Annotated in this window: 26 protein-coding genes and 1 riboswitch; of the genes, 7 read left to right on the plus strand and 19 right to left on the minus strand. The window is 52.2% G+C overall.

Annotated features, from left to right (window positions below):
• Positions 1 to 76: 76 nt before the first annotated feature.
• Entirely contained in the window at positions 77 to 547 is a 471-nt protein-coding gene (locus tag EVJ26_RS03530) for a GNAT family N-acetyltransferase (RefSeq protein WP_071397869.1), read from the minus strand.
• 164 nt (positions 548 to 711) lie between these two features.
• Between EVJ26_RS03530 and EVJ26_RS03535 the strand changes: the two genes are divergently transcribed.
• Positions 712 to 1209, plus strand: a complete 498-nt coding sequence (locus EVJ26_RS03535) for a YtxH domain-containing protein (protein WP_131455983.1) — start codon at positions 712 to 714, stop codon at positions 1207 to 1209.
• A 41-nt stretch (positions 1210 to 1250) separates the two neighbouring features.
• Here the strand turns inward: EVJ26_RS03535 and metK are convergent, their stop codons facing one another.
• Positions 1251 to 2459 (minus strand): methionine adenosyltransferase, encoded by a 1209-nt coding sequence (metK, locus tag EVJ26_RS03540; RefSeq protein ID WP_131455981.1) that lies wholly within the window; start codon positions 2457 to 2459, stop codon positions 1251 to 1253.
• A 131-nt stretch (positions 2460 to 2590) separates the two neighbouring features.
• A riboswitch (SAM riboswitch) is annotated at positions 2591 to 2710 on the minus strand.
• Between the two features lie 317 nt (positions 2711 to 3027).
• Here metK and pckA point away from each other — a divergent pair.
• On the plus strand, positions 3028 to 4599 hold the full coding sequence (gene pckA / locus EVJ26_RS03545; RefSeq protein ID WP_131455979.1) for a phosphoenolpyruvate carboxykinase (ATP): 1572 nt from the start codon (positions 3028 to 3030) through the stop codon (positions 4597 to 4599).
• A gap of 29 nt (positions 4600 to 4628) precedes the next feature.
• On the opposite strand, the gene EVJ26_RS03550 is transcribed toward pckA, so the two are convergent.
• The 12 genes from EVJ26_RS03550 to EVJ26_RS03600 form a co-directional block, all read right to left on the minus strand.
• Positions 4629 to 5390: an alpha/beta hydrolase family protein gene (locus tag EVJ26_RS03550; protein WP_131455977.1), complete on the minus strand. Its 762-nt coding sequence runs from the start codon at positions 5388 to 5390 to the stop codon at positions 4629 to 4631.
• Positions 5371 to 5844, minus strand: coding sequence for an RNA deprotection pyrophosphohydrolase (gene ytkD, locus EVJ26_RS03555; RefSeq protein ID WP_070328784.1), 474 nt, complete (start codon positions 5842 to 5844; stop codon positions 5371 to 5373). The genes EVJ26_RS03550 and ytkD overlap by 20 nt, the downstream gene beginning before the upstream one ends.
• A gap of 98 nt (positions 5845 to 5942) precedes the next feature.
• Positions 5943 to 7295, minus strand: a complete 1353-nt coding sequence (locus EVJ26_RS03560; RefSeq protein WP_071397875.1) for a glucose-6-phosphate isomerase — start codon at positions 7293 to 7295, stop codon at positions 5943 to 5945.
• Positions 7296 to 7401: 106 nt separating this feature from the next.
• Positions 7402 to 8565, minus strand: coding sequence for an iron-containing alcohol dehydrogenase (locus EVJ26_RS03565; protein ID WP_131455975.1), 1164 nt, complete (start codon positions 8563 to 8565; stop codon positions 7402 to 7404).
• Between the two features lie 68 nt (positions 8566 to 8633).
• Complete coding sequence (locus tag EVJ26_RS03570; RefSeq protein ID WP_201738326.1) at positions 8634 to 9632, minus strand: Gfo/Idh/MocA family protein; 999 nt, start codon at positions 9630 to 9632, stop codon at positions 8634 to 8636.
• A 97-nt stretch (positions 9633 to 9729) separates the two neighbouring features.
• Positions 9730 to 10122 (minus strand): S1 domain-containing post-transcriptional regulator GSP13, encoded by a 393-nt coding sequence (gene yugI, locus EVJ26_RS03575; RefSeq protein WP_016509788.1) that lies wholly within the window; start codon positions 10120 to 10122, stop codon positions 9730 to 9732.
• 219 nt (positions 10123 to 10341) lie between these two features.
• Complete coding sequence (locus tag EVJ26_RS14545) at positions 10342 to 10464, minus strand: hypothetical protein (RefSeq protein WP_255417545.1); 123 nt, start codon at positions 10462 to 10464, stop codon at positions 10342 to 10344.
• 178 nt (positions 10465 to 10642) lie between these two features.
• A complete protein-coding gene (locus EVJ26_RS03580; RefSeq protein ID WP_131469761.1) occupies positions 10643 to 11830 on the minus strand; it encodes an aminotransferase in 1188 nt (395 codons plus the stop codon).
• Entirely contained in the window at positions 11827 to 12321 is a 495-nt protein-coding gene (locus EVJ26_RS03585) for an Lrp/AsnC family transcriptional regulator (RefSeq protein ID WP_131455968.1), read from the minus strand. The genes EVJ26_RS03580 and EVJ26_RS03585 overlap by 4 nt, the downstream gene beginning before the upstream one ends.
• Before the next feature lies 1 nt (position 12322).
• Entirely contained in the window at positions 12323 to 13126 is an 804-nt protein-coding gene (locus EVJ26_RS03590; protein WP_131455966.1) for a glycosyltransferase family 2 protein, read from the minus strand.
• A complete protein-coding gene (locus tag EVJ26_RS03595; RefSeq protein WP_070328777.1) occupies positions 13123 to 13371 on the minus strand; it encodes a NifU N-terminal domain-containing protein in 249 nt (82 codons plus the stop codon). Before EVJ26_RS03595 ends, EVJ26_RS03590 begins: the two co-directional genes overlap by 4 nt.
• Positions 13372 to 13383: 12 nt before the next feature.
• On the minus strand, positions 13384 to 13617 hold the full coding sequence (locus EVJ26_RS03600) for a DUF1871 family protein (protein WP_131469763.1): 234 nt from the start codon (positions 13615 to 13617) through the stop codon (positions 13384 to 13386).
• 509 nt (positions 13618 to 14126) lie between these two features.
• Between EVJ26_RS03600 and EVJ26_RS03605 the strand changes: the two genes are divergently transcribed.
• The 3 genes from EVJ26_RS03605 to EVJ26_RS03615 are packed head-to-tail and all read left to right on the plus strand — an operon-like array spanning position 14127 to position 17928.
• Entirely contained in the window at positions 14127 to 16394 is a 2268-nt protein-coding gene (locus EVJ26_RS03605) for a ribonucleoside-diphosphate reductase subunit alpha (protein ID WP_255417720.1), read from the plus strand.
• 30 nt (positions 16395 to 16424) lie between these two features.
• Positions 16425 to 16931 carry a flavodoxin domain-containing protein gene (locus EVJ26_RS03610; RefSeq protein WP_131468308.1) on the plus strand — a complete coding sequence of 169 codons (507 nt, stop codon included), beginning with the start codon at positions 16425 to 16427 and terminating at the stop codon, positions 16929 to 16931.
• Entirely contained in the window at positions 16888 to 17928 is a 1041-nt protein-coding gene (locus EVJ26_RS03615) for a ribonucleotide-diphosphate reductase subunit beta (protein ID WP_070328775.1), read from the plus strand. The genes EVJ26_RS03610 and EVJ26_RS03615 overlap by 44 nt, the downstream gene beginning before the upstream one ends.
• Before the next feature lie 108 nt (positions 17929 to 18036).
• Here EVJ26_RS03615 and EVJ26_RS03620 read toward each other — a convergent pair whose 3' ends face one another.
• On the minus strand, positions 18037 to 19950 hold the full coding sequence (locus tag EVJ26_RS03620; protein WP_131468304.1) for an N-acetylmuramoyl-L-alanine amidase: 1914 nt from the start codon (positions 19948 to 19950) through the stop codon (positions 18037 to 18039).
• Between the two features lie 128 nt (positions 19951 to 20078).
• A complete protein-coding gene (locus EVJ26_RS03625) occupies positions 20079 to 20867 on the minus strand; it encodes a MazG nucleotide pyrophosphohydrolase domain-containing protein (RefSeq protein ID WP_131469765.1) in 789 nt (262 codons plus the stop codon).
• Between the two features lie 85 nt (positions 20868 to 20952).
• Between EVJ26_RS03625 and ytvI the strand changes: the two genes are divergently transcribed.
• Positions 20953 to 22083 carry a sporulation integral membrane protein YtvI gene (gene ytvI, locus EVJ26_RS03630; protein WP_131469767.1) on the plus strand — a complete coding sequence of 377 codons (1131 nt, stop codon included), beginning with the start codon at positions 20953 to 20955 and terminating at the stop codon, positions 22081 to 22083.
• Between the two features lie 5 nt (positions 22084 to 22088).
• Here ytvI and EVJ26_RS03635 read toward each other — a convergent pair whose 3' ends face one another.
• From EVJ26_RS03635 to EVJ26_RS03640, 3 genes are read right to left on the minus strand one after another with little or no spacing between them, the layout of a single operon-like run.
• Positions 22089 to 22748, minus strand: a complete 660-nt coding sequence (locus tag EVJ26_RS03635) for a DUF429 domain-containing protein (protein WP_131455954.1) — start codon at positions 22746 to 22748, stop codon at positions 22089 to 22091.
• Positions 22729 to 22887, minus strand: coding sequence for a hypothetical protein (locus EVJ26_RS14380; RefSeq protein ID WP_161567373.1), 159 nt, complete (start codon positions 22885 to 22887; stop codon positions 22729 to 22731). Before EVJ26_RS14380 ends, EVJ26_RS03635 begins: the two co-directional genes overlap by 20 nt.
• Entirely contained in the window at positions 22884 to 24326 is a 1443-nt protein-coding gene (locus EVJ26_RS03640) for a leucyl aminopeptidase (protein ID WP_131468298.1), read from the minus strand. Before EVJ26_RS03640 ends, EVJ26_RS14380 begins: the two co-directional genes overlap by 4 nt.
• A 332-nt stretch (positions 24327 to 24658) precedes the next feature.
• Here EVJ26_RS03640 and ptsP point away from each other — a divergent pair, with 332 nt between their 5' ends.
• Positions 24659 to 26377: a phosphoenolpyruvate--protein phosphotransferase gene (gene ptsP, locus EVJ26_RS03645; RefSeq protein WP_131469769.1), complete on the plus strand. Its 1719-nt coding sequence runs from the start codon at positions 24659 to 24661 to the stop codon at positions 26375 to 26377.
• Positions 26378 to 26429: the final 52 nt, after the last annotated feature.

The raw sequence follows: 26429 nt of genomic DNA on the forward strand, positions 1-26429 counted from the left end.
TATTAGTATGTCTCATCAATTCTAACAAAAAACATCAGCCGCTGACTGATGTTTGAAAGAAAATCCGTCTGGAGTCTTAGCGTGGGTCGTAGCGCAAATGGATAAGCTCCATCGGTTGATCATACACTTCTTCTTGAATTCGGTTCAGTTCGGTGAACGCTTGATGGCTTAAGAACGCGATCGCCTGCTCGTTCGAACTCTCGACATACAGCTCGATCGGCTGCGCCTTCCGCTCTTGGAGATGTGTCAGCAGTTCTGCCCCAAGTCCTTGGCGATGGTGAGCCGGATGAAGATAGAGACGAAGCACTTCCCAAGTATCACCGCGGTCGATCGCATGGTAAAACCCGATGACGTCTCCTTCGGCCTCACCGACGATGAACAACTGTTCTTTCGCTTCTTCACTCGAACCGATGGCCCGGACGATCTCTTCTTGTTGATAGGCGCGCTCCATCACCTTAGACCGAACGTCATCTGTCACACTGATGGTCGCAAGTGCGATATCTCGAATCGTGGCGGCATCTTCTGGTACGGCTTCCCGCATCTTCATAACAGCTTCCCCCTTTTGGCCAATCTAGTACTATCATTCCCCATCACGTAAAAAATATCCTGCCCTTCTATTACTTTTTCGTGTCGAAATAAAGCAGAACGTTATTTTCTATTTTAACTAGGGTATATGAGTACCAATGCCAACTTACAAAGGAGTGTTTAGACATGGAACCAACATTACAAAACGATCCACACGCAGATAACGCCAACAACCCGAATCGCCAATTCGACCAAACCAACTCGGGTGGTCCTAGAATCAACGTCGTGACCGGGATGCTTCTCGGTGCGCTCGTCGGCGGTCTGATCGCCCTACTTAGCTCGTCGAACCGTGAGACGACGAAACAGTCGCTCACGAATGCGAAGTCGTCTGTCGGCGGTCTCGTCGACACGATCAAAGAAGATCCGGCCGGTAAAGCGTCTCAAGTCATCGAGCAAGTGAAATCGGCGTCAGGTATGATTCAAGAAGTGTCGACCGATGTGCAAAACGTCTATGAAAAAGTTGTCGGTGAAGTCGACACGGTCAAAGAAGACGTGAACAAAGTCGTCGAGACGGCCCAGGAAACAAAATCAGATTTGCAAGATATTGGTGAGAAAGTCGTCGAGGCGAAAGATACAGCACTCGGCAACGAGAACGCAACAAACGAAAATAAACCACAAGCATAATAAAAAAACGACCTTTCTCGCGAAAGGTCGTTTTTTTATGCTTATGCGAAACGTTTTGCGCCTTCTTCAAGCAATGCCGCTTTGTCCGTCTGCTCCCATGGGAGTTCAACGTCTGTGCGACCAAAGTGTCCGTAAGCTGCTGTCTGTCTGTAGATCGGGCGACGAAGGTCGAGCATCTTAATGATGCCGGCCGGACGAAGGTCGAAGTTCTCACGAATGAGTTCAACGAGTTCAGTCTCGCTCAATTTACCAGTGCCGAACGTGTCCACCGCGATTGAAACCGGGTGTGCGACACCGATCGCGTATGCAAGTTGAACTTCCGCTTTGTCAGCAAGTCCAGCTGCAACGAGGTTTTTCGCCACGTAGCGGGCCGCGTATGCTGCCGAACGGTCAACTTTGGTAGGATCTTTACCTGAGAACGCACCACCGCCGTGGCGAGCATATCCACCGTATGTGTCGACGATGATTTTACGTCCTGTAAGACCTGCATCACCTTGTGGTCCACCGATGACAAAACGGCCAGTCGGGTTGATGAAGTACTTTGTCTCGGCATCGATGAGTTCAGCCGGGATGACTGCTGCGATCACGTGTTCTTTAAGGTCCGCTTGGATTTGCTCGAGCGTGATGTCTTCTGCGTGTTGCGTCGAGATGACGATCGTATCGATACGGACCGGGTTGTTGTCTTGGTCGTATTCAACAGTTACTTGCGTCTTACCGTCTGGACGAAGGTAAGTGAGCGTTCCGTTTTTGCGGACTTCTGCCAAGCGACGTGACAATTTGTGAGCGAGTGAGATTGGGAGCGGCATGAGTTCAGGTGTCTCGTTCGTTGCATAACCGAACATGAGGCCTTGGTCACCGGCACCAATCGCATCGATTTCTTCGTCAGTCATTTGACCTTCACGAGCTTCGAGCGCTTGGTCGACACCGAGTGCGATGTCTGCTGACTGCTCGTCGATTGCTGTGAGTACAGCACAAGTCTCAGCGTCAAAACCATATTTGGCGCGCGTGTAGCCGATCTCACGAACAGTTTCACGTACAACTTTCGGGATATCCACGTAAGTCGATGTCGTGATTTCACCAGCTACGAGCACGAGACCTGTCGTGACAGACGTCTCAGCCGCAACGCGGGCGTTTGGATCTTCAGCCAAAATTGCATCCAAAATCGCATCTGAGATTTGGTCACAAATTTTATCCGGATGTCCTTCAGTGACGGACTCCGAAGTGAAAAGTCGACGGTTCAAGTTTGACATTTCGAAAAACCTCCTATTAATAAGGGTGATGTGTGGACGGTACTCGTTCCCCTTACGCGTTGCTTTGGGACGGTAATGAAAAAAACCTTTCGCCACGTTCAATGGGAAAGGTTGAATCGTTCTTCCTTACCCTCTTATCGTTCGAAGCTGTCGCTTCGCTTCAGGATAGCACCTTTTCCGAAAAAGACTACAGGATCGGACGGTTGCTGGGCTTCGTAGGGCCTTGTTCCCTCCACCGCTCAGAATAAGAGTATCCGTTACGAACACCATCATATAAATGCCATACCGTTCTGTCAAGCGTATCTGCTTAATTTGTAAATTTCTTCGTAATCACGGAAATCATTTATGTTTGTGAAATATCAAACATTTTTTTGACGGTTTCCGTTTTTTCACTCCCCGCTTATACAGAATATGTTAGAATGTCTTTGTAAGAAAGCGCTTACTTTAAAGGGTAAAGAAATGCTTGTTTTCGATTAGTGTGTCACATATAATGAAAATGTCATACTAATTAAACGCGGAAGTATGCGGATTTCATCCACATCTATTTAGGGGAAAGGTGGGATTCAGGATGGCGACTACGCTCCTGAAAATCGAAGAATTAATTAAGGGTGCCGATGTATTACGGAACTTAACGGTTCCAGAACTGGTGGAAGAAGCCATTCGTAACGGTGAAGGCGTACTGACGAAAGACGGGGCTTTATCGGTCAGTACAGGGAAATTCACAGGACGGTCACCGAAAGACAAATTCGTCGTCCAAGATGAAGTCAGCAACTCGTTAGTGGACTGGGGGCCGATCAATCAGCCGATCGCAGAAGAAAAGTTCACCGCTCTTCTCGACAAAGTCCTCACCCATCTCGAGACGAAACAGAAGCTGTATTATCTCGAAGCTTCGGCTGGAGCTGACGAGCACTACACGCTACCTGTACGCGCCATCACCGAGTACGCGTGGCACAGCTTGTTCGCGAAGCAGTTGTTCTTGCGAGAGTGGCCGACGAGAGCTGCGTTTGACCCGTTCACGGTCATTTATGCACCGAGCTACAAGGCCGACCCAACAGTTGACGGGACGAACTCAGAAACATTTATCCTCGTCTCGTTCGCCAAACGTACCATTCTGATCGGGGGAACAGAATACGGCGGCGAAATTAAAAAATCGATTTTCTCGGTCATGAACTTCCTATTACCTGAACAGCACGTCTTGTCGATGCATTGCTCGGCCAACGTCTCGGACGCCGGGGAGACGGCGCTCTTCTTCGGACTATCGGGCACGGGAAAGACGACGCTATCGGCCGATATGGAACGGCATCTCATCGGTGACGATGAGCACGGTTGGTCACCAGACGGCATCTTCAACATCGAAGGCGGTTGCTACGCCAAGACGATCAACTTGTCGCGTGAGAACGAACCTCAAATTTATGACGCCATCCGTTTCGGATCGTTGATCGAAAACGTCATCTTGAACGAAGACCGCTCACCCGACTACAAAAACATCTCGCTCACCGAAAATACGCGAGCAGCTTATCCGATTCAATACATCGATAACGCGATGCTCCCTTCACGGGCCGGTCACCCGAACACGATCGTCTTCTTGACGGCCGATGCTTACGGGGTGCTCCCGCCGATCAGCAAGTTGACGAAAGAGCAGGCGATGTATCACTTCCTATCTGGCTACACATCAAAACTAGCCGGGACGGAGCGCGGCGTGACCGAGCCACAAGCAACGTTCTCGACTTGCTTCGGCTCACCGTTCTTGCCGCTCGCCCCGGAACGATACGCCGACATGCTCGGCAAGTTGATCGAACAGCATAACGTCGACGTCTACCTCGTCAACACGGGTTGGACCGGCGGGGCTTACGGTGAAGGGTCGCGTATGAAGCTCAGCTACACACGGACCATGGTGAACGCCGCGATCAACGGTCAATTGCGTGACGTCGACACTGTGAAGCACGACATCTTCAACGTCGACATCCCAGTCCATATCGACGGCGTCCCACAAGACGTGCTCAACCCACGTGACACTTGGAAAGATACGGCTCATTACGATGTCGAAGCGCGAGCGCTCGCCTTGAAGTTCCAACAAAACTTTAAACGATTCACGAAAGCGAGTGAGAAGGTCATCGCGGCCGGCCCAATCGTCTTCTAACTCAAAATGACTAGTACCCCGCTCGGGTACTAGTCATTTTTTCTTGCAATCGCCAACATCCAATCCATCGCTCGGTCCGTCGTCTTCCATTTTTCCCAGAACGGGAGCTGATGGGCGAACGGCAAGATCCAAAGCTCTGCTTGCGAACCAATCTTGTCGGCGAGGGCGGTCGCATGACGAAGCCGGACTTGCTCGTCGTCCGTCCCATGAATGAGTAGCGTCGGCGCCTGCCAGTCTTTGAAGAGCGGAGACCGTTCGACATACGCCTCATGGACCGCCGCCGGGTCTCCCCCGGTCATCCGGCGCAACATCTTCCGCATCGAACGCTGTTCTTCATACGTCCATTCCAAATTCGTCACACCCGCCCACGACGTGACCGACGTGACGGGACGTTTTGATGCGAGCGACAACGCCATCATGCCGCCCCGGGAAAAGCCGAGGGCGTGGATCGTCTCGTGCGTCCGGCTAACGCGGTCATACAGAGACACGACGTCCTCTAAGTCGGCGCCTCCGAAATCCTCTTTTCCGGTTCCCCCGTGGTTCCCGCGATAGACCGGCGCCACGACATGGAACCCTTTCGCCGCGAATTGCATTAGCCGAGGCAACCGGACGTCGCCGATCCTCCCGGTGCCGCCTCGTAAATAAAACAGCACCTGGCCGTTCGGGCGTTTTGGCGTGATCGTGTAGGCGACGATTTCTTCCCCGTCACTCGTCTCGTACCAACCTCGATGAACGGGGTATCCCGCATAAGGAGGCAGGACGTCGACTCGATCAAACCAACTTTTTGTCATGGAGTACTTTCATCGTTTCGGGCAACACTTTATCTTTCATCATGAAACTGTAGCGGCCGTTACGGAGCAGGTTCGTCGGTAACGTGTCCAACAAGACGGCCCCGTCGGTCTCATCGACGGCCGGATGATCCTCGAACCGTTCGATTTCCGCAAAATAAATATTTTTGATGACGGTGTCACCACGCCCGAGCACCCGGTACTGCCCTAAATAATGGAGCGTCTTGACGACACCTCCCGTCTCCTCGTACACTTCCCGAATCGCCGCGTCGTCCTCGTGTTCTCCGGGTTCGACTTTCCCTCCCGGAAATTCGAGTCCGCGCTGCTTATGCTTCGTGAGCACCCATTTGTCCGCATAGCGGGCGACGACCCAGACGTGAAGCGGCGTATCCGAAAATGGATAGTGCTCGAAGCTCAACTCGACTTTATTGTGATAGTAGTCCGTGAATGTCAACATAGTCCATCCCTTTCTTTCCCGTGTCTACTCTCACTTTACCTTGTCTCACCCTAGTTTCAAACAAAAAAATAGGCCCGCCGAGGCGGACCTACAATAAATCATTGGTTTAAGCGCTTTTCAAGCTCAGCTTTTTGTTCCTCGTAACCTGGTTTTCCAAGCAACGCGAACATGTTCGCTTTATATGCTTCAACACCTGGCTGGTTGAACGGGTTGACTCCGAGAATGTAGCCGCTCATCGCGCACGCCTTCTCGAAGAAGTAGAACAAGTAGCCGAGATGATATGGCGTCATCTCTGGCAATTCGACGACGAGGTTCGGCACGTTTCCGTCCGTGTGGGCGAGGAGCGTTCCTTCTGCCGCCTTGTCGTTGACGAATTGGATCGTCTCACCGGCAAGGAAGTTCAAGCCGTCGAGGTCTTGTGCGTCTTCAGGGACGTTCAACGCGTGACGGACGTTCGTGACACGGATGACCGTCTCGAACAAGTCGCGGCGACCTTCTTGGATGTATTGTCCCATCGAGTGGAGGTCAGTCGAGAAGTCAACTGCCGCCGGGAAGATCCCTTTGTTGTCTTTGCCTTCCGACTCGCCGTAAAGCTGTTTCCACCACTCTGATACATAGTGGAGTGCCGGTTCGTAGTTGACGAGAAGTTCGATTGATTTACCTTTCGCATACATGGCGTTACGGACGACCGCGTACTGGTACGCCTCGTTCTCTGAAAGTTCAGGTGAACTGTAGGCATTTTCCGCGTCACGCGCACCTTCCATGAGGGCATCGATATCGATGCCTGCCGCCGCGATTGGAAGCAAACCGACTGGTGTGAGGACAGAGAACCGTCCACCGACATCGTCCGGAATGACGAACGTCTCGTAACCTTCTGCATCAGCGAGCGTCTTCAAAGCGCCACGGGCACGGTCTGTCGTCGCATAAATGCGCTCGCGTGCGCCGTCTTGGCCGTACTTCTCTTCCATGAACTGCTTGAGGACACGGAAAGCAATTGCCGGCTCTGTCGTCGTTCCCGATTTTGAGATGACGTTGACTGAGACTTCTTTGCCTTCGAGTACTTGAAGCAACTCCGTCATGTACGTTGACGAGATGTTGTGGCCCGCGAAGAAGACTTGCGGGGCGTTACGCTCCTCTTTTGACAACACGTTGAAGAATGAATGTTGCAGCATCTCGATGGCTGCACGAGCGCCGAGATACGACCCACCGATTCCGACGACGACGAGGACGTCTGAGTTGTCGCGGATTCGTTCAGCGGCCGCTTTGATACGTGCGAACTCATCCGTATCAAAATTCGTTGGAAGGTCGACCCAGCCTAGAAAATCGCTGCCGGCACCGCTCCGGTCGTGGATGACCGAATGGAGTGCTTTCACCGTTTCTTGCATTTGATCGACTTCGTGTTCCCCGACGAAAGACAGGGCGTTAGAATAATCGAAACGTACTGTTGACATGGCATTTCCTCCTTTAAATCGCTCATCTAAGAGCCATACATGACCCATCATAAACGGAAACGACGGATTCGTTCAATCATTATTGCAAAATAGGCATCAAATCGCCTTATTTGCTCAGCTCGAGAATCGTAGCCACGTCTTCGCGTTCGAGTGTACGGAAACGTCCGAACGCTCCACGTTTCATCGCTGAATCAAGGATCGCCTCGAACGTCGATTCGTCGATCTCATAGTCGCGGAGCGAACTTGGCGCACCAAGTTGGTCGAAGAAGGCACGGACCGCTGTGATCGTGCGTTTCGCCGTCTCGACGTCGGTCGCACCCGGTTCGACGTCGAATACTTCTGTCCCGAGTCGTGCGAACCGTGCCGCGTTGTCTTCTTCAAGGACGTGCTCCATCCAGCGTGGGAAGAGGATGGCGAGGCCGCCGGCGTGCGGGATGTCATGGACAGCCGAAACGGCGTGCTCGATGTTGTGCGACGCCCAGTCGCCAGAAGCGCCCATCTGCAAGACCCCGTTCAAGGCGATCGTGCCTGCGAACAAGATGATGGCACGTAAGTCGACGTTCTCTAAGTCATCGACGAGCTTCGGTGCCGACTCGATGACCGCTTTCAAGACGCCTTCGGTCATCCGCTCTTGGACCGGAGCGTGGTTCGGGTGGAAGTACTGCTCGAAACAATGGCTCATCATGTCGACGATGCCATAGATCGTTTGGTCTTTCGGCACCGACACAGTATAGCGCGGGTCGAGGATCGAGAACGTCGGATAGACGAGCGGGTGGCCCCAACCATATTTCTCTTGCGTCTCCCAGTTCGTGATGACCGAACCGGAGTTCATCTCAGAACCTGTCGCCGCGAGCGTGAGCACCGTCCCGAACGGTACCGCTTCAGTCGGGATATGGTCACGGAGGACGATGTCCCATGCGTCGCCGTCATACGGGATCGCTGCCGAGATCAATTTCGTGCAATCGATGACTGAACCGCCGCCGACCGCGAGCAAGGCGTCGATGCCTTCTTCGCGCGCTTTCGTGACCGCGCGTCTCACCGTTTCAATCCGCGGGTTCGGTTCGACACCTGAGAAGTCGACGAACTCGATGTCCGCTTTGTTTAATTCAGCAACGACTTCCTCATACGTCCCGTTCTTCTTGATGCTCCCGCCTCCATAGACGAGCATCACTTTCTTCGCGTCAAGCGCTTTGAGCTCCCCTGTGAGCTTCTCGATCTGATGCGTCCCGAAGATCAATTTCGTTGGGTTTTTGTATTCAAAGTTGTGCATAAGTCATCCTCCTTCAAAAATATGTAACACCTACACTATATACCCTGTTTTTCTGGATTGAAAAGTGATTAGCCCTGACTGTATATGCGGTCGATGATTTGATGAAGCAGGACCGCCTGTTCGGCCTGCTCGTATGACGGCTCATGCCGACACGCCTCAAGGAAGGAGCGAATCTGTGTCGCGTACGGGTCTTGTAACGTCAAATGAGCCGGCGTCTTGTCAAACAGAGCGCCATGTTCTTCCGTGTGGATCGTGAGCGGGAACAACGATGCCCCGCCGATTGTCCCTCTCAGTTCCACGTTCATCGTATCCTTCGGCCCGATGTTCGCCATGAAGCTCGCATCTAAAAAGAGAGAGGCCCCGTTCTCGAACGTGATCATCGCCCGGGCCGTGTCTTCAACCGAGAAGTTGTCGGCGTCCCAGTCCCCCATCAGCCCGACACCCGGACGCGTCCCAAGATACTGTCCGACATGACCGATCACGTCGACCGGTTTCGGATAATCCATCAAATAGAGGGCGAGGTCGAGCATATGGACGCCGATATCAAGCAGCGCCCCGCCTCCTTGGAGCTCCTTGTCCGTGAACACGCCCCAACCTGGGATGCCACGGCGCCTTAGGGCGAGCGCGGTCGCCGCATAGATGTGACCGAGTTCATTTGAGTCAATCAAGCGTTTCAGCAGTTGCGTGTCCGTCCGATGCCGGAAATGGAAGCCGTAGTGGAGCGTCCGGCCGGCCCGTTTGGCCGCTTGTAACATCTCGTCCGCCTCACGCTCCGAAATGGCCGGCGGTTTCTCGCAAAGGACGTGACAACCGGCATCGAGCGCCTGGATGACATGGTCTTTATGCAGGGCGTTCGGTGTGCAGACGCTGACCGCATCAAGTTGCTCGCTATCGAGCATGTCTGCTACCGTGTCATAAACCCGTTCAACCCCGAACTGACGGGCAACCGCCTCCCCGCGCTCCCGTGTCCGGTTCATGACCGCGACGACGTCCGCCCCGGCCGCGATGTAATGCGGGATGTGTGCGTTTGTGGCGATGCCCCCTGTCCCGATGATTCCAATCTTCATGTAGACCACTCCTTTCTCTAATCTCTTTCGGGAACGTCTATTCAATTTCCTGTACAAAAAAAAGGCGACCTATTTGGAATAGGCCGCCTTTCATCACTTACTTTTTGAAGTTCGTGTTTTTGATCCAGTCTTCGAGCTTGTCCTTGAGGACTGTGAAGCCTGGCGCTTCTTCTTGCTTGAAGTTTGAAGCTTCGTTGCGGCGTGGTGCGCCACGACGAGCTGGCTTAGCCGACTTCTCGCGTTTTGGTGCTTCTTGTGTCGCTTTCATTGAAAGCTTGATTTTCTTAGATGCTTCATCAACATCAAGAATTTTCACTTCAACTTCTTGGCCGACTTGAACGTACTCGTTCACGTCTTTCACGTAGTCATGTGAGATTTCAGAGATGTGGACAAGACCTTGTGTCTCGTCGTCGAGTGCGACGAACGCACCGAAAGGTTGAATTCCTGTTACTTTACCTTTTAAAACTTGATCTTTTTCGTATTTTGCCATTACAAACACTCCTATGCTAAATTCATCAACTTACTATAACATACTTTTTTCGATAAAGTGTAGAAAATAGTAAAAAAGATTATTTAGGATTATTTTGACGTTTCAAAGTCGCACCTCAGGGTAAATACAAATCAAGCAAGACTTCAAGTATTCCCCCCTGATTCCGCTAGGCTAACGCCTAGCCCTTTTTTTGTTTTAAGATGTCGCAAACGTCCGCTGCTAGCCGATGTCATAGACATCCCCACTAGCCATCTCGTCCAAACTCATCGCGAATCGACCGACCGATATCCCCAAGTCCGTCGCGGTCGGTTCGTACGAATGTTCAAGGTTCGGGTGCCTCACTCATTTACCTTCTAATCCGCCCTCAATCTCGACCCCATAATCTATATTCACACGCCACTTTCGTTTATCTTCCCATTTTATGTTACATCGTTCAACCCATTTTAGAATAATCGGTCGATATTCGGTCGTGGCGAGGCGCGATCACCGTTAACCTTATCGTCAAAACGTCAACAGACCCTCATCGCTGAGAGTCTGTCGTTGATGTTGCCAGTTCAAACTGTTTCATGAACCGATCGATACGGCGGATCGCTTCTTGAAGCTGCTCGATCGACGTCGCATAACTCGCACGGACAAAGCCTTCCCCGCTCGCTCCGAACGCATTGCCCGGAACGACCGCCACTCGCTCTTCAAGCAGCAACCGTTCGGCGAACTCTTCGCTCGAAAGCCCGGTATGGCGGATGGATGGGAATGCATAGAACGCACCACCCGGGACGTGGGTCGGGAGACCTGCGTCGTTTAACGCCTGGATAAAATAGTTACGACGCTGGCGATAACTCTTCACCATCTTCGGGACGTGTTGGTCACGGCTGCGCAACGCCTCTAGCCCTCCAAATTGGACGAGCGTCGGCGCACACATCATGCCGTACTGATGCACTTTAAGCATTTCCCGGGTCACGACTTCCGGTGCACACGTGAAGCCGAGGCGCCATCCGGTCATCGCGAACGCTTTTGAGAAACCGTTGATGACGATCGTCCGCTCGCGCATGTCGTGGAGCGTCGCAAAGCTCGTGAACGGGGCATCGTAAGACAGCTCTGCGTAGATCTCATCGCTCAAAACCCACAAATCATGTTTCGTAGCGAGTTCCGCGATTTCGGCAAGTTCGTCGCCCGTCATCGTCGCGCCGGTCGGGTTCGACGGGAAGCAGAGCAAAATCGCTTTTGTCCGTTCCGTGATCGCTGCTGCGACGTCGTCCCGATTCAAGCGGAACCCGGATTCCGGACGACAAGCGACCGGGACGACGGTCCCACCGGCTAATTCAATGAGCGGCCCGTAGGAGACGAAAGCTGGCTCGACGACGAGAACCTCGTCACCTGGGTTCAATAAAGCACGGAAGGCGATATCGAGCGCCTGAGACGCCCCTGTCGTGACGATCAGTTCGGTCGCCGGGTCATACGTGACGTCAAAACGGTCGGTCATGTAACGAGCAATCGCTTCACGCAGCTCGAGTAGGCCCGCGTTGGCACTATAAGCCGTATAGCCTTGCTCGAGTGCCGCGTAGCTCGCTTCGCGGACGTTCCATGGCGTGATGAAGTCCGGCTCTCCCACCCCAAGAGAGACGACATTTTCCATCGTCTGTGCCAAATCGAAGAAACGGCGAATGCCAGACGGCTTCATCGAGACGACTTGATTCGATAGCGACTTCATGGCGTGATGTTCAACCGTTTGTCTTCGACTTGCGGGGTGAACAAAATACCGTCATGCTTGTACGTCTTCAACTTGAAGTGGGTCGTCGTCGACACGACCGAGTCAAGCGGTGACAGTTTATCCGAGACGAACGACGCCACGTCTTGGAGCGAACTCGCCCGGATGACGACTTGCAGGTCGTACGCGCCCGACATCAAATAGAGAGCCGTCACTTCCGGGAAGCGGTAAATCCGCTCGGCTACCTCGTCAAACCCGCGACCTCGCTTCGGTGTGACTTTGACGTCGATGAACGCCGTGACATCGTGACGGTTGATCTTCTGCCAGTTGATCATCGCCCGGAAACCGAGCAAGATGCCGTCCGCTTTGAACTTCTCGAGCATCGTTTCGACGGTCGCCTCATCGGTCGCGAGCAAGTCCGCGAGCAACTTCGTCTCGAGGTATCCTTTTTCTTCAAGCAATTCCAAAAGTTCTAACTCTTTTGTTGTGTACATATTAGTTGTCTCCTTCCGTTCTACCGGGAAACGTCCCTGCGAACGACCTTTCTGTCTGTCTCACGTAGTCCCGCCGTTCGGACTGGACGATGTGAAAATTCTTCATCTCCATATTCACCAAGCCGTGTTTTTGACAAAACCGCTCAAAGTACCGTCGACGCGTCTCATCTTGTTTCGCCGATAAGTTGTCGGTTCCGTTAAAAGCGTAGAGCACCGTCGCCCGGGCTGGATGAACGACCGTCCCGTGCTCGATCACACGTAAAATAAAGTCCCAGTCCCAATAGTTATAAACCGTCTCATCGAACATGCCGATGACGTCGTGAAGCCGCTTGCGGTAGAGCGTGCCGGACGGGATGAACGTCGAGTCTTGCCGAATCCGGTCCAAGTCGAGCTCGTAGGCGAACGCCTCCCACTCCGTGACGACCCGCCGCCCGTCTTGCCATGTGAACCGAAACAGTTCCGCATCGGTGAAAACGAGGTCTGCCGTCGTCAAATCATCGAGTGCTCGTTCGATATGGGTCGGCATGAGTAAATCATCGTCATCTAATAAAAGAATGTATTCGCCTCTCGCCTCCATCACGCCTCGGTTTCGCGCTTTGACGTGATGATTTTCTTCAAGTTCGATCAACCGAACCGACAATCGATTCAAAAAAGGCGCCAAAAGATGTTGCTTTGGCGGCCCATCATTATTTACTACAAGCACTTCGAACTGTTGAAACGTCTGTACCGTCAAACTCTCGAGTAGTTCCGTCAGTTCCGCCTCGCGTGCGTAGGCCGGAATGACGATCGAAACGAGCGGGTTCATCCGCGGTAAGCAGTTTCGACGTGCGGTAAGATCGCTTCCCAGCTGACGCCGTTCTCTTTTGATACTGTGACAAAATCGCCGTAAGCGAAGACGCTCTCGACACCTTCGATCGTGACGAGTTTCGCGAGAAGCGGTTGCTCTGTTGATTCGCCGGCTTTCACGCTTTGGCTCTTAGCTCCGAAGACGTTTTCAGGAAGCGTGATTTTCATTGCATTTGGATTAGGTGTTGGATCGATTCGTAACATGTTGGTTCCCCCTTATAATTGACAAGCTTCTGAAGATGTAAGTAATTGTCTGGCCATGGCGCGCGTGTCGTCCTCAGACGGGCACTCTCCAAACGAATCCGTTAGAATGCGACGGATCCTTTCATTCAACTCCGCTTCCGAGTCGATCTGCACGAGCGCCACTGTGATGTCATCGAACTCTGGCCCGTAAGACCCAAGCCCGTAACCGAGCGGGTCCCATGCTAATAATAAATCTTCTGAACGCATTTTTAAAACCCTTCTTTTTAGCCTTGATAGTATATCGTACTTCCTCAATCTACCGCACTTTTGACGATGGCGCTAGCCTTACCTCGGATTTCCCGCTTTTTCAAATCGAGACAACACTATATCTAGTATTGGTTCCTGGTCATAACTTTTTTACTGATTCATGAAATCAAAGACGTTCTCCTCTCTTTTCGTATTGACAAACCAGATTGAACGCTTACAAAAAAAGTGGACAGCTTTGACCTCGGGAGTTGGTAAATCTTTTTTTCGTCTCATATCACGTCTCAAAACGGTTGAGAGAGCCGTTTTAGAGTAAAAGTAATTCGCATCGTCACAGTTTTATAAATTTCAATGATTGCAAAACTAAATATGGGTGATTTATGATTAAAAAGAGAATAAAACGTCAATATATAGTTAACGGATATTTATCACGTTCTATCCCCATTGACGTTGAATCGGACAAGTTCCGCTATACCTTTATAATTTCTACACCCGAAGAAGGAGTGATCGTTTTGACATCCCCTATCCACCACGAGACGATGTTGCCGGCAACACCAACCCTTGCCGACGTAGCGACATTGATCCAATCCTTAACACAACGTTACCCGCAGCTCAGCGTCGCACGCTACGAGGAACGTTTGATTCGAGCACTCGATTCAAAATCACTGACACAAGATGTAGTATATGACTTGATGACGATGCACGCCCTCGATATGTTGAAGGCTGAAGAGCCGGACTGGACGTTCGTCGCGACCGAGATGTACTTAAACCGTCTCTACCTTGAAGCAGCACGCAACCGCGGGTATGACGCTTCGATGCGTTACGGCTCACTCTATTCGATGATCGAGACGCTGACGAACAAAGGCATCTTCACGTCGGCGTTAATTGACACATACTCTAAAGAAGATATCGCTTATTTAGAGACGTTGATCGACCCGTCACGCGATCGTCTCTTCACTTACATCGGCCTACGGACGTTGGCGGACCGTTACCTCGGACGCGATCACGTCAAAAACTTATATGAGCTCCCACAAGAGCGGTTTATGGTCATCGCCATGACGCTCATGCAAAACGAGGCCGCGTCTAAGCGGGTCCAACTTGCCGAAGAAGCCTACTGGGCGCTATCGAACCTGTACATGACCGTCGCCACGCCGACGCTCTCGAACGCTGGTAAATCGTACGGGCAGCTTAGCTCTTGCTTCATCGATACGGTCGACGATTCACTCCGCGGTATTTACGACTCGAACACGGACGTGGCCACACTTTCAAAAGGCGGCGGTGGCATCGGGGTGTACCTCGGCAAAATCCGTTCACGCGGAAGTGACATTAAAGGATTCAAAGGTGTCTCGAGCGGCGCGTTGCCTTGGATGAAGCAGTTGAACAACACGGCCGTCTCGGTCGACCAGCTCGGCATGCGTCAAGGCTCGATCGCCGTCTACTTGGACATCTGGCACAAGGATATCTTTGAATTCCTCGATGCCAAGTTGAACAACGGCGATGAGCGCCTCCGCACTCATGACTTGTTCACCGGCGTCTGTTTACCGGACTTGTTCATGCGTACCGTCGAAGCGCGTGGCGATTGGCATTTGTTCGACCCGCATGAGATTCGCACGGTCATGGGCTTCAGCCTTGAAGACTTCTACGACGAGACGGACAACGGCGGTTCGTTCACCGAGAAATATACAGCTTGTGTCAATAATCCGGAGCTCACGCGTGTAACTGTGCCGGCCATCGACCTCGTCAAACGCTACATGCGCTCACAGCTCGAGACGGGCACACCGTACATGTTCTTCCGGGATGCGGTCAACCGCGCCAACCCGAACAAACATGCAGGTATGATTTACAGCTCCAACCTCTGTTCAGAAATCGCTCAGAACATGTCGGCGACGACAATCGACGAAGAGTATACGCAAGACGGGAAAATCGTCATCACGAAGACGCCGGGCGACTTTGTCGTCTGTAACTTGAGCTCGATCGCACTCGCGCGCGCCGTCAAATCCGACGTGCTCGAGCGCCTCATCCCGATTCAAATGCGAATGCTCGATAACGTCATCGACCTGAACACGATCGAAGTGCCACAAGCGATGATCACGAACCAAAAATATCGTTCTGTCGGTCTCGGCACGTTCGGGTGGCACCATTTGCTCGCCCTCGAAGGCATCCGCTGGGAATCGGTCGACGCCGTCCAGTACGCTGAGAAACTTTACGAAAAAATCGCCTATCTCACGATTCACGCTTCGATGGAACTCGCGAAAGAAAAAGGCGCGTTCGGCGTGTTCGAAGGTTCGGAATGGCACACGGGCGAATACTTCAGTCGCCGCAACTACCGGTCGCACGACGAGCTCGACTGGGACGGCCTCGCGGCCGAGGTTCACCAAAACGGTGTCCGCAACGCCTACATGATGGCCGTCGCACCGAACTCGTCGACAGCGATCATCGCCGGTAGCACCGCTTCGATCGACCCGATTTATAAGAAAGTATATTCGGAAGAAAAGAAAAATTATAAGATCCCAGTGACCGTCCCTGACCTCAACTCGGAGACGAACTGGTTCTACAAATCAGCGTTTGAAGTCGACCAACTTTGGAGCATCCGTCAAAACGCGGCCCGCCAACGCCACATCGACCAAGCGATCAGTTTCAACTTATACGTCAAGAACGACGTGAAGGCGACTGAAATGCTGGGGATGCACCTCGAGGCATGGTCGCTCGGTATGAAATCGATCTATTACACGCGTTCAACGACCGTCGAAGTCGATGAATGCGAATCGTGTTCGTCGTAACATCTGTTTAACGAAAGGTGGGACCTAACCATGAACGTCGCAATCGTCTATAGTTCAATGAGCGGGAATACAGAAGAGGTCGCCGAGTTGATTCAGGCGACCCACGTCAATCGGGGTGACCGTGCCGTCTTGTACGAAGCGGACCGCATCGGCCATCGCGAGGCCGGGGCGCTCGCCACGTACGACCTCGTCTATTTCGGGTCGTACACGTGGGCCGATGGCGTCTTGCCAGACGAGATGAAAGATACGTTCCGGCTTCTCTTGAAAGAGCAGTCGGTACCGATTCGTCAAGCCGCCGTCTTCGGGACGGGTGACAAGATGTTCGTTCATTTCTGCCGCGCTGTCGACGAGATGGCGTACCACCTTTCGAAATTTGGAATCCCCCTTGCCGGTGAACTGTTGAAAATCGAACAGTCGCCGCGCAACCAACCGTACAACGTCCGTGCTTGGACCGAGCGGTTGGCACGAAACGCCGAAGAAGGAGTTCACGTCTATGACCATTCAAAAGATCAAACTACTGTCGCCCAAACATCCTAACCGGGCGACAGCCATTATCGGTGGCGAGACGAGTTCGATCGTCAACTGGAACGATATCGCCTATCCGCAATTTTATACGATTTATAAACAGTTACTGTCTAACTTTTGGATCCCAGATGAGATCTCGATGTCAAAAGACATGCAACAATGGCCGCAACTGACCGAGCGTGAACAAGACGCGTTCAAGCGGATCATCGGCTTGTTGTCGATTCTCGACTCGGTGCAGACGCGCTACATTCTCGAGTCGGCGATGTTCTCTTCCGACTCGTCGGTCCACTCGGTGCTCGCCATCATCGCCCAGCAAGAAGTCGTCCATAATCAATCGTACAGCTACGTGTTATCGAGTCTCGTTCCGCTCAGCGAGCAGAACCGCATCTTCGATATCGCCAAAGATGACGAGATGGTCATGAAACGCAATCAGTTCATCTTAGACTTGTATGAAGATTTCCGGGCCGTGCCGAACGCGGAGAACTTCGCGAAGTCTCTCGTCGCCTCGGTCATCCTTGAAGGCATCAACTTCTATTCCGGATTCGCCTACTTCTATAACCTCGCCCGTCATCAGAAGATGGTCGGGACGTCGACGATGATCAGCTATATCCAACGGGACGAGATGCAACATTCGCATTTCGTCAGCCAGCTGCTTCGCGCCGTCTTGACCGAGAACCCGGAAATCGACGCCGACGGAAGCTTCAGCCAGTTCGTCTACGACACGATGGGACAAGCGGTCGACCTCGAGATCGAGTGGTGCGAATACGTACTCCGTGACCTCGATGGCCTCGACGTCAGCGAGATGCGTGATTACATCAAATATCTTGCCAACAAACGCCTGCGCGTCATCGGATTGAACGATTTGTATGAAGGCTTCAACGAGGACGTCATGCCGTGGATCCGTGCCTATTCGGACGACTCGCTCAACGCGACGAAATCCGATTTCTTCGAACAAAAATCACGCTCATACGCGAAAGTGACCGACGCCAACGGCTTCGACGACTTATAAGCCAAGCCCTCGCCCATTCGGACGAGGGCTTGATTACTACATAAAAGGAAGGCCCCGGCTCAAAATGAGCCGGGGCCTTCTGTATACTCCTGCGCGAGCAGGTTGGAATTAATGGTATGCTCTCACGTATTGGGCAATACCTTCAGCAACACCGATTGCCATGCGCTGGCGTGATGCTTCACTACGAAGGTGGACAATATCTTGCGGAGACGAGATGAACCCGAGTTCAACGAGTGCTGACGGCATCGTGTTATACGTGATGACGTAGTAGTTCGCCGTCTTGACACCGCGGTTTCTCATCCCTGACATTTCACTCATCAAATTCGATTGGATGTTCGTTGCGAGCACCCGACTCTTGGCACTATGGGCCGATGAGGTCGAGTAGAACGTTTCGACTCCGTTTGCCGCGGATGACGTCGCCGCGTTCGTATGCAGGCTGACGAAGAGATCGCCACGTAAGTTTCTAGCCGCTTGGACACGTTGATTGAGCGTCAAGTAAACGTCTGTCGAACGTGTCAACCGGACTTCGTAACCATACTTCGAACGAAGATACGCTTCCGTACGTTTCGTCACGTCGAGTACGACCGTTTTCTCATAAAGCGAACTTCTTACTGCACCCGGATCGGTTCCACCGTGTCCGGCATCGAGAATGATGACAGCACCGCTCAATACATTCGGTTTCGTCGCCATCGTGAAGGCCGCTGAGATGAACCCATCGCGTCCGTTGTACTTGATCTTATAGAAGCCGTTCGCTGAACCGTAGTGATCGACTTGCGTGCCGTGCGTAAGTTTCCCGAGTACCGTCGAGCTGGTCGAAGCCGTCGCTCGGACGTTCAAGGCGTCACCCGGCGTGTTCGTGAACACTTTACCTTGTGGCGCTGCGGCAGGTGCTGATGGTGCCGCACCGGCAGTCAACCATGAAGTCGCTGTGTAATATGTCTTCGCCCCGACAAATACGGTCGACCAGCTTGAGTTATATGGGCTGTATGTCACTGCCGAATACTGCGGCAAGACGAGCAACACCGATGAACCCTGGTGCGTTTTACCGAACAAGTTAATGTTGCGGTTGGCATACCCTTGAATCTTCGTCTCTACTGGCTTTGTCGTCGTCGGTGGTTGGACCGGGGCAACGCCTGGCGTGATCCATGCCGTCGGCGTGTAGTACGTGTCGTTGCCGATATAGACGGTCGACCAGCTCGAGTTGTACTTGCTCGATGCGACTACCGTGTTCAACGGAAGTACTTTAACGACTTTCGATGCTTGGTTGCGCGTATCGAACAATTTTAATTCCCGGTTCGCGTAGCCAGTCTCTGTCGTCGTCGCCGGCTTCAGTGTCCCGGCTGTAATTCCTCGAGTCGGTGTGTAGTAGGTCTTTGTGCCTTCATAAATAACCGACCAGCTCGAGTTGTGGATGCTGAACGTGACAGCGCGCTTGGCCGAGATTGTTTTCGCGACCGGTGATGTTTGTAGCGTGCGATTGAACAGCTGAATGTCGCGATTCGTGTAGCCCGATTGCTTTTTAGGCGCTGAAACGACTAACTTTGGCGCAAGGTAAGCTTTCGCCGCGTAGTACGTCTTTCCATTCAAGAACACTTTGGCCCATGATGAGTTATGGACGGCATAGTTCACTTCAGTGCCTTTTTTAAGCGTCGTAACGATTTTTGCATCACGGTGTGACGTCACTCGAATGTTCAAGTTTTCTGTCGTGACGCCTGTCGATGATGCTGCTTGCGTCTTGATCGTCGTCGGTGACGAGACGATCCGTTTAATATACGGGGCCGAAGCATAGTAAGTGCGACTATTTAAATACACTTTATGCCATGATTGGTTATAAGTCCCATACTTTACTTTCGTGCCTTTCGGTAACGTCGTGATGACGGCTCCCGTCGTGCTTGGTTTCGATCGAACGTTTAAATTGACAGTCGTTTCGCCATCTAATGTCGATGCCTCAACCGCAGGGATTTGAGCACCGAACAACAACAGCGATAAGATGAGAGCAACTTTCAATAGCTTCATTTTCATCCAAAATATTCCTTTCTTCTCGCGCTAATTTCTACTAACAACACCTTCATAGTAGCATAACGCTTTTTAAAAAAAAGTAAGTATTTGAAAAAAAGATGAATATTTTTGATAAAAAGGGGAATACTTTTCTACCAGTTTTTACGAATAATAATAAATTTGTCTATTCCATGCCATTCTTCGTCGATTATGAACGATTCCGGCACCTTCCAGTCTTGCTCGAGAGAGGACGTCATGATGAACGGCTCGTCCGGTTGACGAACGACGAACCCATCCAGCCCTTCGACATGGGCAATCTTTAAAAATCGTTCCATGTTATATTCTCGTTCTCTATATCGGCTCGCTTCCTCCGAAGGTTTAGCCTCAATTCCTCCCCAATATCGACCAGGTTTAAAACGCGTGTACAATCGCACCGACGATTCGGTGATCGGATCAGGCGTATGATCGAACCGCCCGAAATCGCGCGCGGATTTCTCATCGATCAGCGAACCGATTTCCGCATACAAATCAAGCTCAATCTCGCGTGCGATATCGAACACCGCTGCTTGGACGCTCTCGATTCGATACTGTAACGAACCCGGTGTCGATGATGCTTTCAATTTTTTATCCCCTTCGTAGGCGTTCAAGGTCCGGGCAACCTCCCCCGCTTCCCGAACGAGCGAATAGTAAGCGCGATGAACGAGGCGCTCGCCTCGTCCGTTCGATTGATCGTCAAGTTCGATCGCATACTGATTGGCGAGACAAGTTGAAATGACGAATACGTCTAACAGCTCTTCCACGAGCGCTGCTTCGTCCTGGTCATGCAAGGCACCACCCACTTCCCCCACTTCTTCTAATAACCTTGCCAAGCCTGATAACGGCCGCCAATATCCTCCTAAGTGGATAATCATCCGATCGATTTTCTGTTGAATCTCCTTCATATTTACTCACCTATCCATCCTCTTCATTTACCAGTTGCGTGGTATACTATGCTCAATCCAATTGTTAGGAAAGGGGCAACGCCTCATGTCTCCTGTAAGACTTTGGCAATTACTTCGGTTTCTCCTTGTCGGCATCGGACTCGTGCTCGTTATTTGGGGACTGAGCGTCCTCTTTACGTACACGTATCCTTTCGTGTTCGCTTTCTTGTTATCCTTGTTGACAGTCCCCCTCGTCAACTTGTTCGAGCGTGAAACGAAGATCCCGCGTGCCCTTGGCACCCTCGTTTCACTGCTAATCGTCATGAGTCTTGTCAGCAGCGTCATCGCCATCGTCGTCACCCAATTGATCCGTTACTTGACGATTGCGGCCGAAAAACTTCCAGACCAGATCGAGACGTTCACTGCCTACGTGCAGCGTATGTTCAATCAAAAAATCGCCCCGTTCGTCAACGACGCCTACGACAGCATCCAGCGGTTAAACCCTGGTCAAACGACATCGCTCGAAGGTGGCATCACTGAAATCGGCGTCCAACTCGGTGCCGCGATCGGCGTCCTGTCACGAGGTGTCGCCGGGCTCCTGCAAGACATCCTGAGCGCACTCCCGCTCGTCCTGCTCTTGTTCGTCGTCATCGTCCTAGCCTGGTTCTTCATCACGAAAGACTGGCCGTCTTACATGCGTTCGATCGAACGGTTGAATAAACGAAAAGGCTTTAAAGAGTTCGAACTCGTCATGCTCAATTTACGTTCGGCTTTGTTCGGCTATGTCCGGGCCCAATTGACCCTCATTTCCATCACGTTCGGAATCGTCTTGGTCGGGATGTTCATTCTACGTGTCGACAACCCGTTCTCATTCGCCTTGTTAGCCGCCTTCTTTGATCTGTTGCCTTACCTCGGTGTCGGGACACTCTTAGTGCCATGGGCAGCCTACGCGGCCATCTCAGGCGACTGGTTCAGCGCGATCGGGCTTCTCGTGCTCTATATCCTCGTCATCGTCCAACGTAACTTGGCCGAGCCGAAGATCGTCGGCTCTCATATCGGCCTCGATCCGCTCGCGGCTTTGATCTCGATCTTTGTCGGTCTGCAACTGTTCGGTGTCCTCGGTTTCATTTTAGGACCAGTCCTCGCGGTATTGCTGAAAGCACTCTACAACGCCCAAGTATTTCATTACATATGGAAGTTCGTCCTCGGACCGATCCAGACACCAAAAGAGCGATGACGCGGTCATCGCTCTTTTGTCTTCGGTACCGCTACGAACGGTAATCCCTCTGTTTGATGCGGATGCGTCTCTAAGCCTGTCGTCCCGGCCTCATAGGCGGCGACGGCAAGGATACATGCGTCGATGATATCGTCGACTTTGACGTTCGACATCTTCCACTTCCACGGCGAACTTTTCGAATAGCGCCGCAACAGCTCGATCCGTTCGGCCTCGCCGGCCTCAGTCTTTTTGCTGAAATCGGCCTCGTGTCCGGTCATGACGGCGAAACAGACTTCCGGATGCGACTCATACACGTCTTCAGCCGTAATCGTTTGAAACTCACGAATACGCGGCACGAGGTTCCATGCTTGCTTGCTGATTCCTTTTCCAATCAGTTCGCGGCTTCTCACATTGGCGGCTTCATACGTCTGTTCCATCACGACGTCTTGAATCGGCGGCGTGAAGATCGACGACTTCCGTTGCTTCAACTGGGCCCGCATCCACGCATCGCACGTCCGGTCCGGGTTTGAGATCGTCCCGAGATCGTTCGGCATGTCGACGAAGTGGATTGCCCCGTCAATCAATAAATCTTCCAACTGTTCTGAGATGGTCAAGCACAGCGAGATGCTATCGTACGTGATACGTACCCAGCCTCCGCGTGCCCCATCAATTCCTACTCCGACCACGGCGTCCCTCCTGAATCAAAAACAAAACTCCGAGCACCGCACTAAAGACGGATACCCCCAACAACAACTGGCTCGGCCAAGCCGCATAGCCGAGACCTGCGACGATGGCCAAACCGATCAACATCAATCCGAATTTCAACGCTTCCATCCTTCGAGCATTGACGCAAGTGTACGTACCATGACACCGGTCGGGCCTTTTGGACCGAGATCACTCGCCGCAGAACGCTCGCTCGTTCCCGCGATATCGAGGTGGAGCCACGGCGTGTCACCGACAAACTCGCCGACGAACGCGCCACCGAAAATCATATGACCGTAACGGCCCGGTGAGTTGTTCAAGTCAGCGACTTCAGATTTCCGAACTTGCTTGATGAACACATCAAAGTAAGGCATTTGCCAAACGAGCTCATTCGTTGCTCGGCTCGCCGTCTCTAGTGCCTCATAGAGCGAGTCGTCGTTCGTCAGGCAACCCGTCACCTCAGTACCGAGCGCGACGAGTACACCGCCTGTCAGCGTCGCTACGTCGATGATGGCTTTCGGCTCATACGTCTTCGCGAACGTCACCGCATCGGCAAGAACGAGTCGTCCTTCCGCATCGGTATTGAGCACTTCGATCGTTTTCCCGTTCATCGCCGTAATGACGTCGTCCGGTTTGAACGCGTCTCCTGAAATCATGTTGTCCGTTGCCGGAATGACGCCGAGCACGTTGACAGCCGGTTTCGTCGTCGCGAGCGTCTCAAACAGACCGAGCACGGTGGCCGCACCACCCATATCGCCTTTCATCCCGACGATCCCGTCTTTCGGCTTGATCGAGTAACCGCCCGTGTCGAACGTGACACCTTTTCCGACGACGGCAATCGGCGCATCGTCACCGGCACCGTTGTACTCGAGCACGATCAACTTCGGCGGAATTGTCGAACCTTGATTGACGGCGAGCAGCGCCCCCATACCGAGCGCCTCCATCTCTTCTTTTTCAATGATTCGATGGCTGAAACCATGACGTTCGGCCAGGTCGACGGCGTAGTCAGCTAGCGCCACTGCGTCCAAAATGTTAGCCGGCATCATCGTCAACGTCCGAGCGACGTTGGCCCCACGCCCGTATGCGGCACCCGCTTCGACGTCCGCTTCGTTCGCGTCTCCTAAAAGGGTGATCGTCACGTCCGGTGCCGCCGATTTTGGCGCCGACTTGTATGTAGGATGCTCATACGTCGCCATCTCATACGCTTCGGCGAACAAGCTCGCCGTTCCTGTTTCAAACGTGTCGAGCGCGACCGCGACGTCCGTGAAGGCGCGGGCTTTGATTTCTTTCGCGACTTTCCCGAACCAATTCCGTAAGTTTTCGACGGACGAATCGTTGCGTTGTCCTAAACCCACGAACAGCACGCGTTTGATATTCCCCTCAAACGTCGGCACGATCGACACTTCCCCTGTCTTCGTCGAGATGTCAGCTGACTGGATGAGCGATTTGACGCGCCCGTTGAACAACGTGTCGAGCCCTGCTTCGACGGCGTCGGCCGCCCCGATTCCGACAACGACTGTGTCGTGTGAACCGGTCCAGTCTAATTCAGCGAATTGATACATATTTGCCACTTCCCTTCTTTATATAGGGTAAGCATAACGAACTTCATCGAAATAATGAAATAGTATGCGCAATCGTCGCTAATTCTTCAAATTCAAAAGCTATCTCCTCGTTGTGACGATGATTTATTTTATGATAGGATAGGAAAGTACGCAATCAGGCATCCCTCGTGCTCGAGGCGAGGCCATTTTGTTCGGTCGAGGCTTCCCCTAGTAGTAGACCGTTGCTACTTTAATCTTCCGGGTTTTCGTTAGTTCCTTTTTCATTTCGGGTAAGAACTAACGAGGTAACCGTTGGAAAGAACACTATATCTTTGAAGAGAGGGATTACGCTTATGTCACACATTAAAGGTATTGGCGCATCTGCAGGAATCGCAGTTGCGAAAGCATTCGTCATGGAGACACCTTCATTTGACATCCCGACGAACAAAATCGAGGACGTAACCGCTGAGAAGGCGCGTTTCCAAGCAGCCATCGATCAGTCGAAAACAGAACTCGAAGAAATCCGCCAGATCACACTGCGTGAACTCGGAGAAGACAAGGCTGAGATTTTCTCGGCTCACTTGCTCATCGTGGAAGACCCAGAAATCGTCTCGCAAGTGAACGAAAAAATTGAAAGCGAACACATGAACGCTGCGAAAGCGCTCGATGAAGTCGCTCAAACGATGATCATGATCTTTGAATCGATGGACAACGAGTACATGCGCGAGCGCGCGGCTGATGTCCGCGACGTCACAAAACGCGTCATGGCCCACATCCTCGGCGTCACGTTCATGACACCTGCTTCAATTTCAGAGGAAGTCATCATCATCGCTGAAGATTTGACACCGTCTGATACAGCTCAGCTCAACCGCAAATACGTCAAAGGGTTCGCGACAAACATTGGCGGTCGTACGTCACACTCGGCCATCATGTCGCGCTCACTTGAAATCCCGGCAGTCGTCGGAACAAAAGTCGCACTCGAAGAAATCAAGAACGGCGACCTCGTCGTCATCGACGGGACAGAAGGAGACGTTTTCGTCAATCCGTCTGAAGAACTAGTCAATGAATACGTCGCAAAACGTGCGTCATTCGAAGCGTACAAAGAAGAATTGAAGCAACTCGTCAACGAAGAGTCTGTCACTGCAGACGGTCATAAAGTGAAACTCGCGGCGAACATCGGGACACCGAACGACCTTGAAGGCGTTCTTAAAAACGGTTCTGATGCGATCGGTCTTTACCGGACAGAATTCCTTTACATGGATTCAGAAACGTTCCCGACTGAAGAAGAGCAGTATACTGCATACAAAACAGTAATCGAAGGTATGGAAGGCAAACAAGTCGTCATCCGTACGCTCGACATTGGTGGAGATAAAGAATTATCTTACCTCGACCTTCCGAAAGAGATGAACCCGTTCCTCGGCTATCGCGCCATCCGCCTTTGCCTTGAAGAAACGGACTTGTTCCGCACACAACTTCGCGCCCTTCTCCGCGCCTCGGCTCACGGTGACCTCGCTATCATGTTCCCAATGATCGCGACACTTGAAGAGTTCCGCGCGGCGAAAGCCCTTCTTCTCGAAGAAGAAGCGAAGTTGAAAGCAGAAGGCATCGCTGTCGGTAACTACGAGACAGGGATGATGGTCGAAATTCCTTCGACAGCTGTCATGGCGAAACAATTTGCGAAAGAAGTCGACTTCTTCTCTGTCGGCACGAACGACTTGATTCAATACACGATGGCAGCTGACCGCATGAACGAGAAAGTCTCGTACTTGTACCAGCCGTTCAACCCGGCCATCTTGAACCTTCTCCAAAACGTCATCACAGAAGCACACAAAGCAGGCAAATGGGTCGGCATGTGTGGCGAAATGGCTGGAGAAGAGCTCGCGATTCCAATCCTGCTCGGACTTGGCCTCGACGAGTTCTCGATGTCGGCTTCAAGCGTCCTTCGCGCACGTAGCCTCGTCAAACGTCTTACGAAAGCTGAAACAGAAGCGATCGTCAACGACGTCCTCAACATGGATACAGCCGAAGAAGTCGTCAACTTCATCAGCCAAAAATTCGATATTAAAGCATAATCAAAAGTGGCTCTCGCAAAATTGCGAGAGCCACTTTTTTTTGCGCTTATTC

Source organism: Exiguobacterium sp. SH3S1, from assembly GCF_004337105.1.
In the GTDB taxonomy this organism is placed as follows: domain Bacteria; phylum Bacillota; class Bacilli; order Exiguobacteriales; family Exiguobacteriaceae; genus Exiguobacterium; species Exiguobacterium aurantiacum_A.

What these genes read in the sequence shown, in the direction of transcription:
- pckA (WP_131455979.1), top strand. Translation starts at nt 3,028, where the DNA reads ATGGCGACTACGCTCCTGAAAATCGAAGAATTAATTAAGGGTGCCGAT.
- EVJ26_RS03625 (WP_131469765.1), bottom strand. Translation starts at nt 20,867, where the DNA reads ATGAAGGAGATTCAACAGAAAATCGATCGGATGATTATCCACTTAGGA.
- EVJ26_RS03615 (WP_070328775.1), top strand. Translation starts at nt 16,888, where the DNA reads ATGACCATTCAAAAGATCAAACTACTGTCGCCCAAACATCCTAACCGG.
- EVJ26_RS03640 (WP_131468298.1), bottom strand. Translation starts at nt 24,326, where the DNA reads ATGTATCAATTCGCTGAATTAGACTGGACCGGTTCACACGACACAGTC.
- ytvI (WP_131469767.1), top strand. Translation starts at nt 20,953, where the DNA reads ATGTCTCCTGTAAGACTTTGGCAATTACTTCGGTTTCTCCTTGTCGGC.
- EVJ26_RS03550 (WP_131455977.1), bottom strand. Translation starts at nt 5,390, where the DNA reads ATGACAAAAAGTTGGTTTGATCGAGTCGACGTCCTGCCTCCTTATGCG.
- ytkD (WP_070328784.1), bottom strand. Translation starts at nt 5,844, where the DNA reads ATGTTGACATTCACGGACTACTATCACAATAAAGTCGAGTTGAGCTTC.
- EVJ26_RS03535 (WP_131455983.1), top strand. Translation starts at nt 712, where the DNA reads ATGGAACCAACATTACAAAACGATCCACACGCAGATAACGCCAACAAC.
- EVJ26_RS03610 (WP_131468308.1), top strand. Translation starts at nt 16,425, where the DNA reads ATGAACGTCGCAATCGTCTATAGTTCAATGAGCGGGAATACAGAAGAG.
- EVJ26_RS03530 (WP_071397869.1), bottom strand. Translation starts at nt 547, where the DNA reads ATGAAGATGCGGGAAGCCGTACCAGAAGATGCCGCCACGATTCGAGAT.
- EVJ26_RS03590 (WP_131455966.1), bottom strand. Translation starts at nt 13,126, where the DNA reads ATGAACCCGCTCGTTTCGATCGTCATTCCGGCCTACGCACGCGAGGCG.
- EVJ26_RS03585 (WP_131455968.1), bottom strand. Translation starts at nt 12,321, where the DNA reads ATGTACACAACAAAAGAGTTAGAACTTTTGGAATTGCTTGAAGAAAAA.
- ptsP (WP_131469769.1), top strand. Translation starts at nt 24,659, where the DNA reads ATGTCACACATTAAAGGTATTGGCGCATCTGCAGGAATCGCAGTTGCG.
- EVJ26_RS03565 (WP_131455975.1), bottom strand. Translation starts at nt 8,565, where the DNA reads ATGCACAACTTTGAATACAAAAACCCAACGAAATTGATCTTCGGGACG.
- EVJ26_RS03600 (WP_131469763.1), bottom strand. Translation starts at nt 13,617, where the DNA reads ATGCGTTCAGAAGATTTATTATTAGCATGGGACCCGCTCGGTTACGGG.
- EVJ26_RS03620 (WP_131468304.1), bottom strand. Translation starts at nt 19,950, where the DNA reads ATGAAAATGAAGCTATTGAAAGTTGCTCTCATCTTATCGCTGTTGTTG.
- EVJ26_RS03580 (WP_131469761.1), bottom strand. Translation starts at nt 11,830, where the DNA reads ATGAAGTCGCTATCGAATCAAGTCGTCTCGATGAAGCCGTCTGGCATT.
- EVJ26_RS03595 (WP_070328777.1), bottom strand. Translation starts at nt 13,371, where the DNA reads ATGTTACGAATCGATCCAACACCTAATCCAAATGCAATGAAAATCACG.
- yugI (WP_016509788.1), bottom strand. Translation starts at nt 10,122, where the DNA reads ATGGCAAAATACGAAAAAGATCAAGTTTTAAAAGGTAAAGTAACAGGA.
- EVJ26_RS03570 (WP_201738326.1), bottom strand. Translation starts at nt 9,632, where the DNA reads ATGAAGATTGGAATCATCGGGACAGGGGGCATCGCCACAAACGCACAC.
- metK (WP_131455981.1), bottom strand. Translation starts at nt 2,459, where the DNA reads ATGTCAAACTTGAACCGTCGACTTTTCACTTCGGAGTCCGTCACTGAA.
- EVJ26_RS03560 (WP_071397875.1), bottom strand. Translation starts at nt 7,295, where the DNA reads ATGTCAACAGTACGTTTCGATTATTCTAACGCCCTGTCTTTCGTCGGG.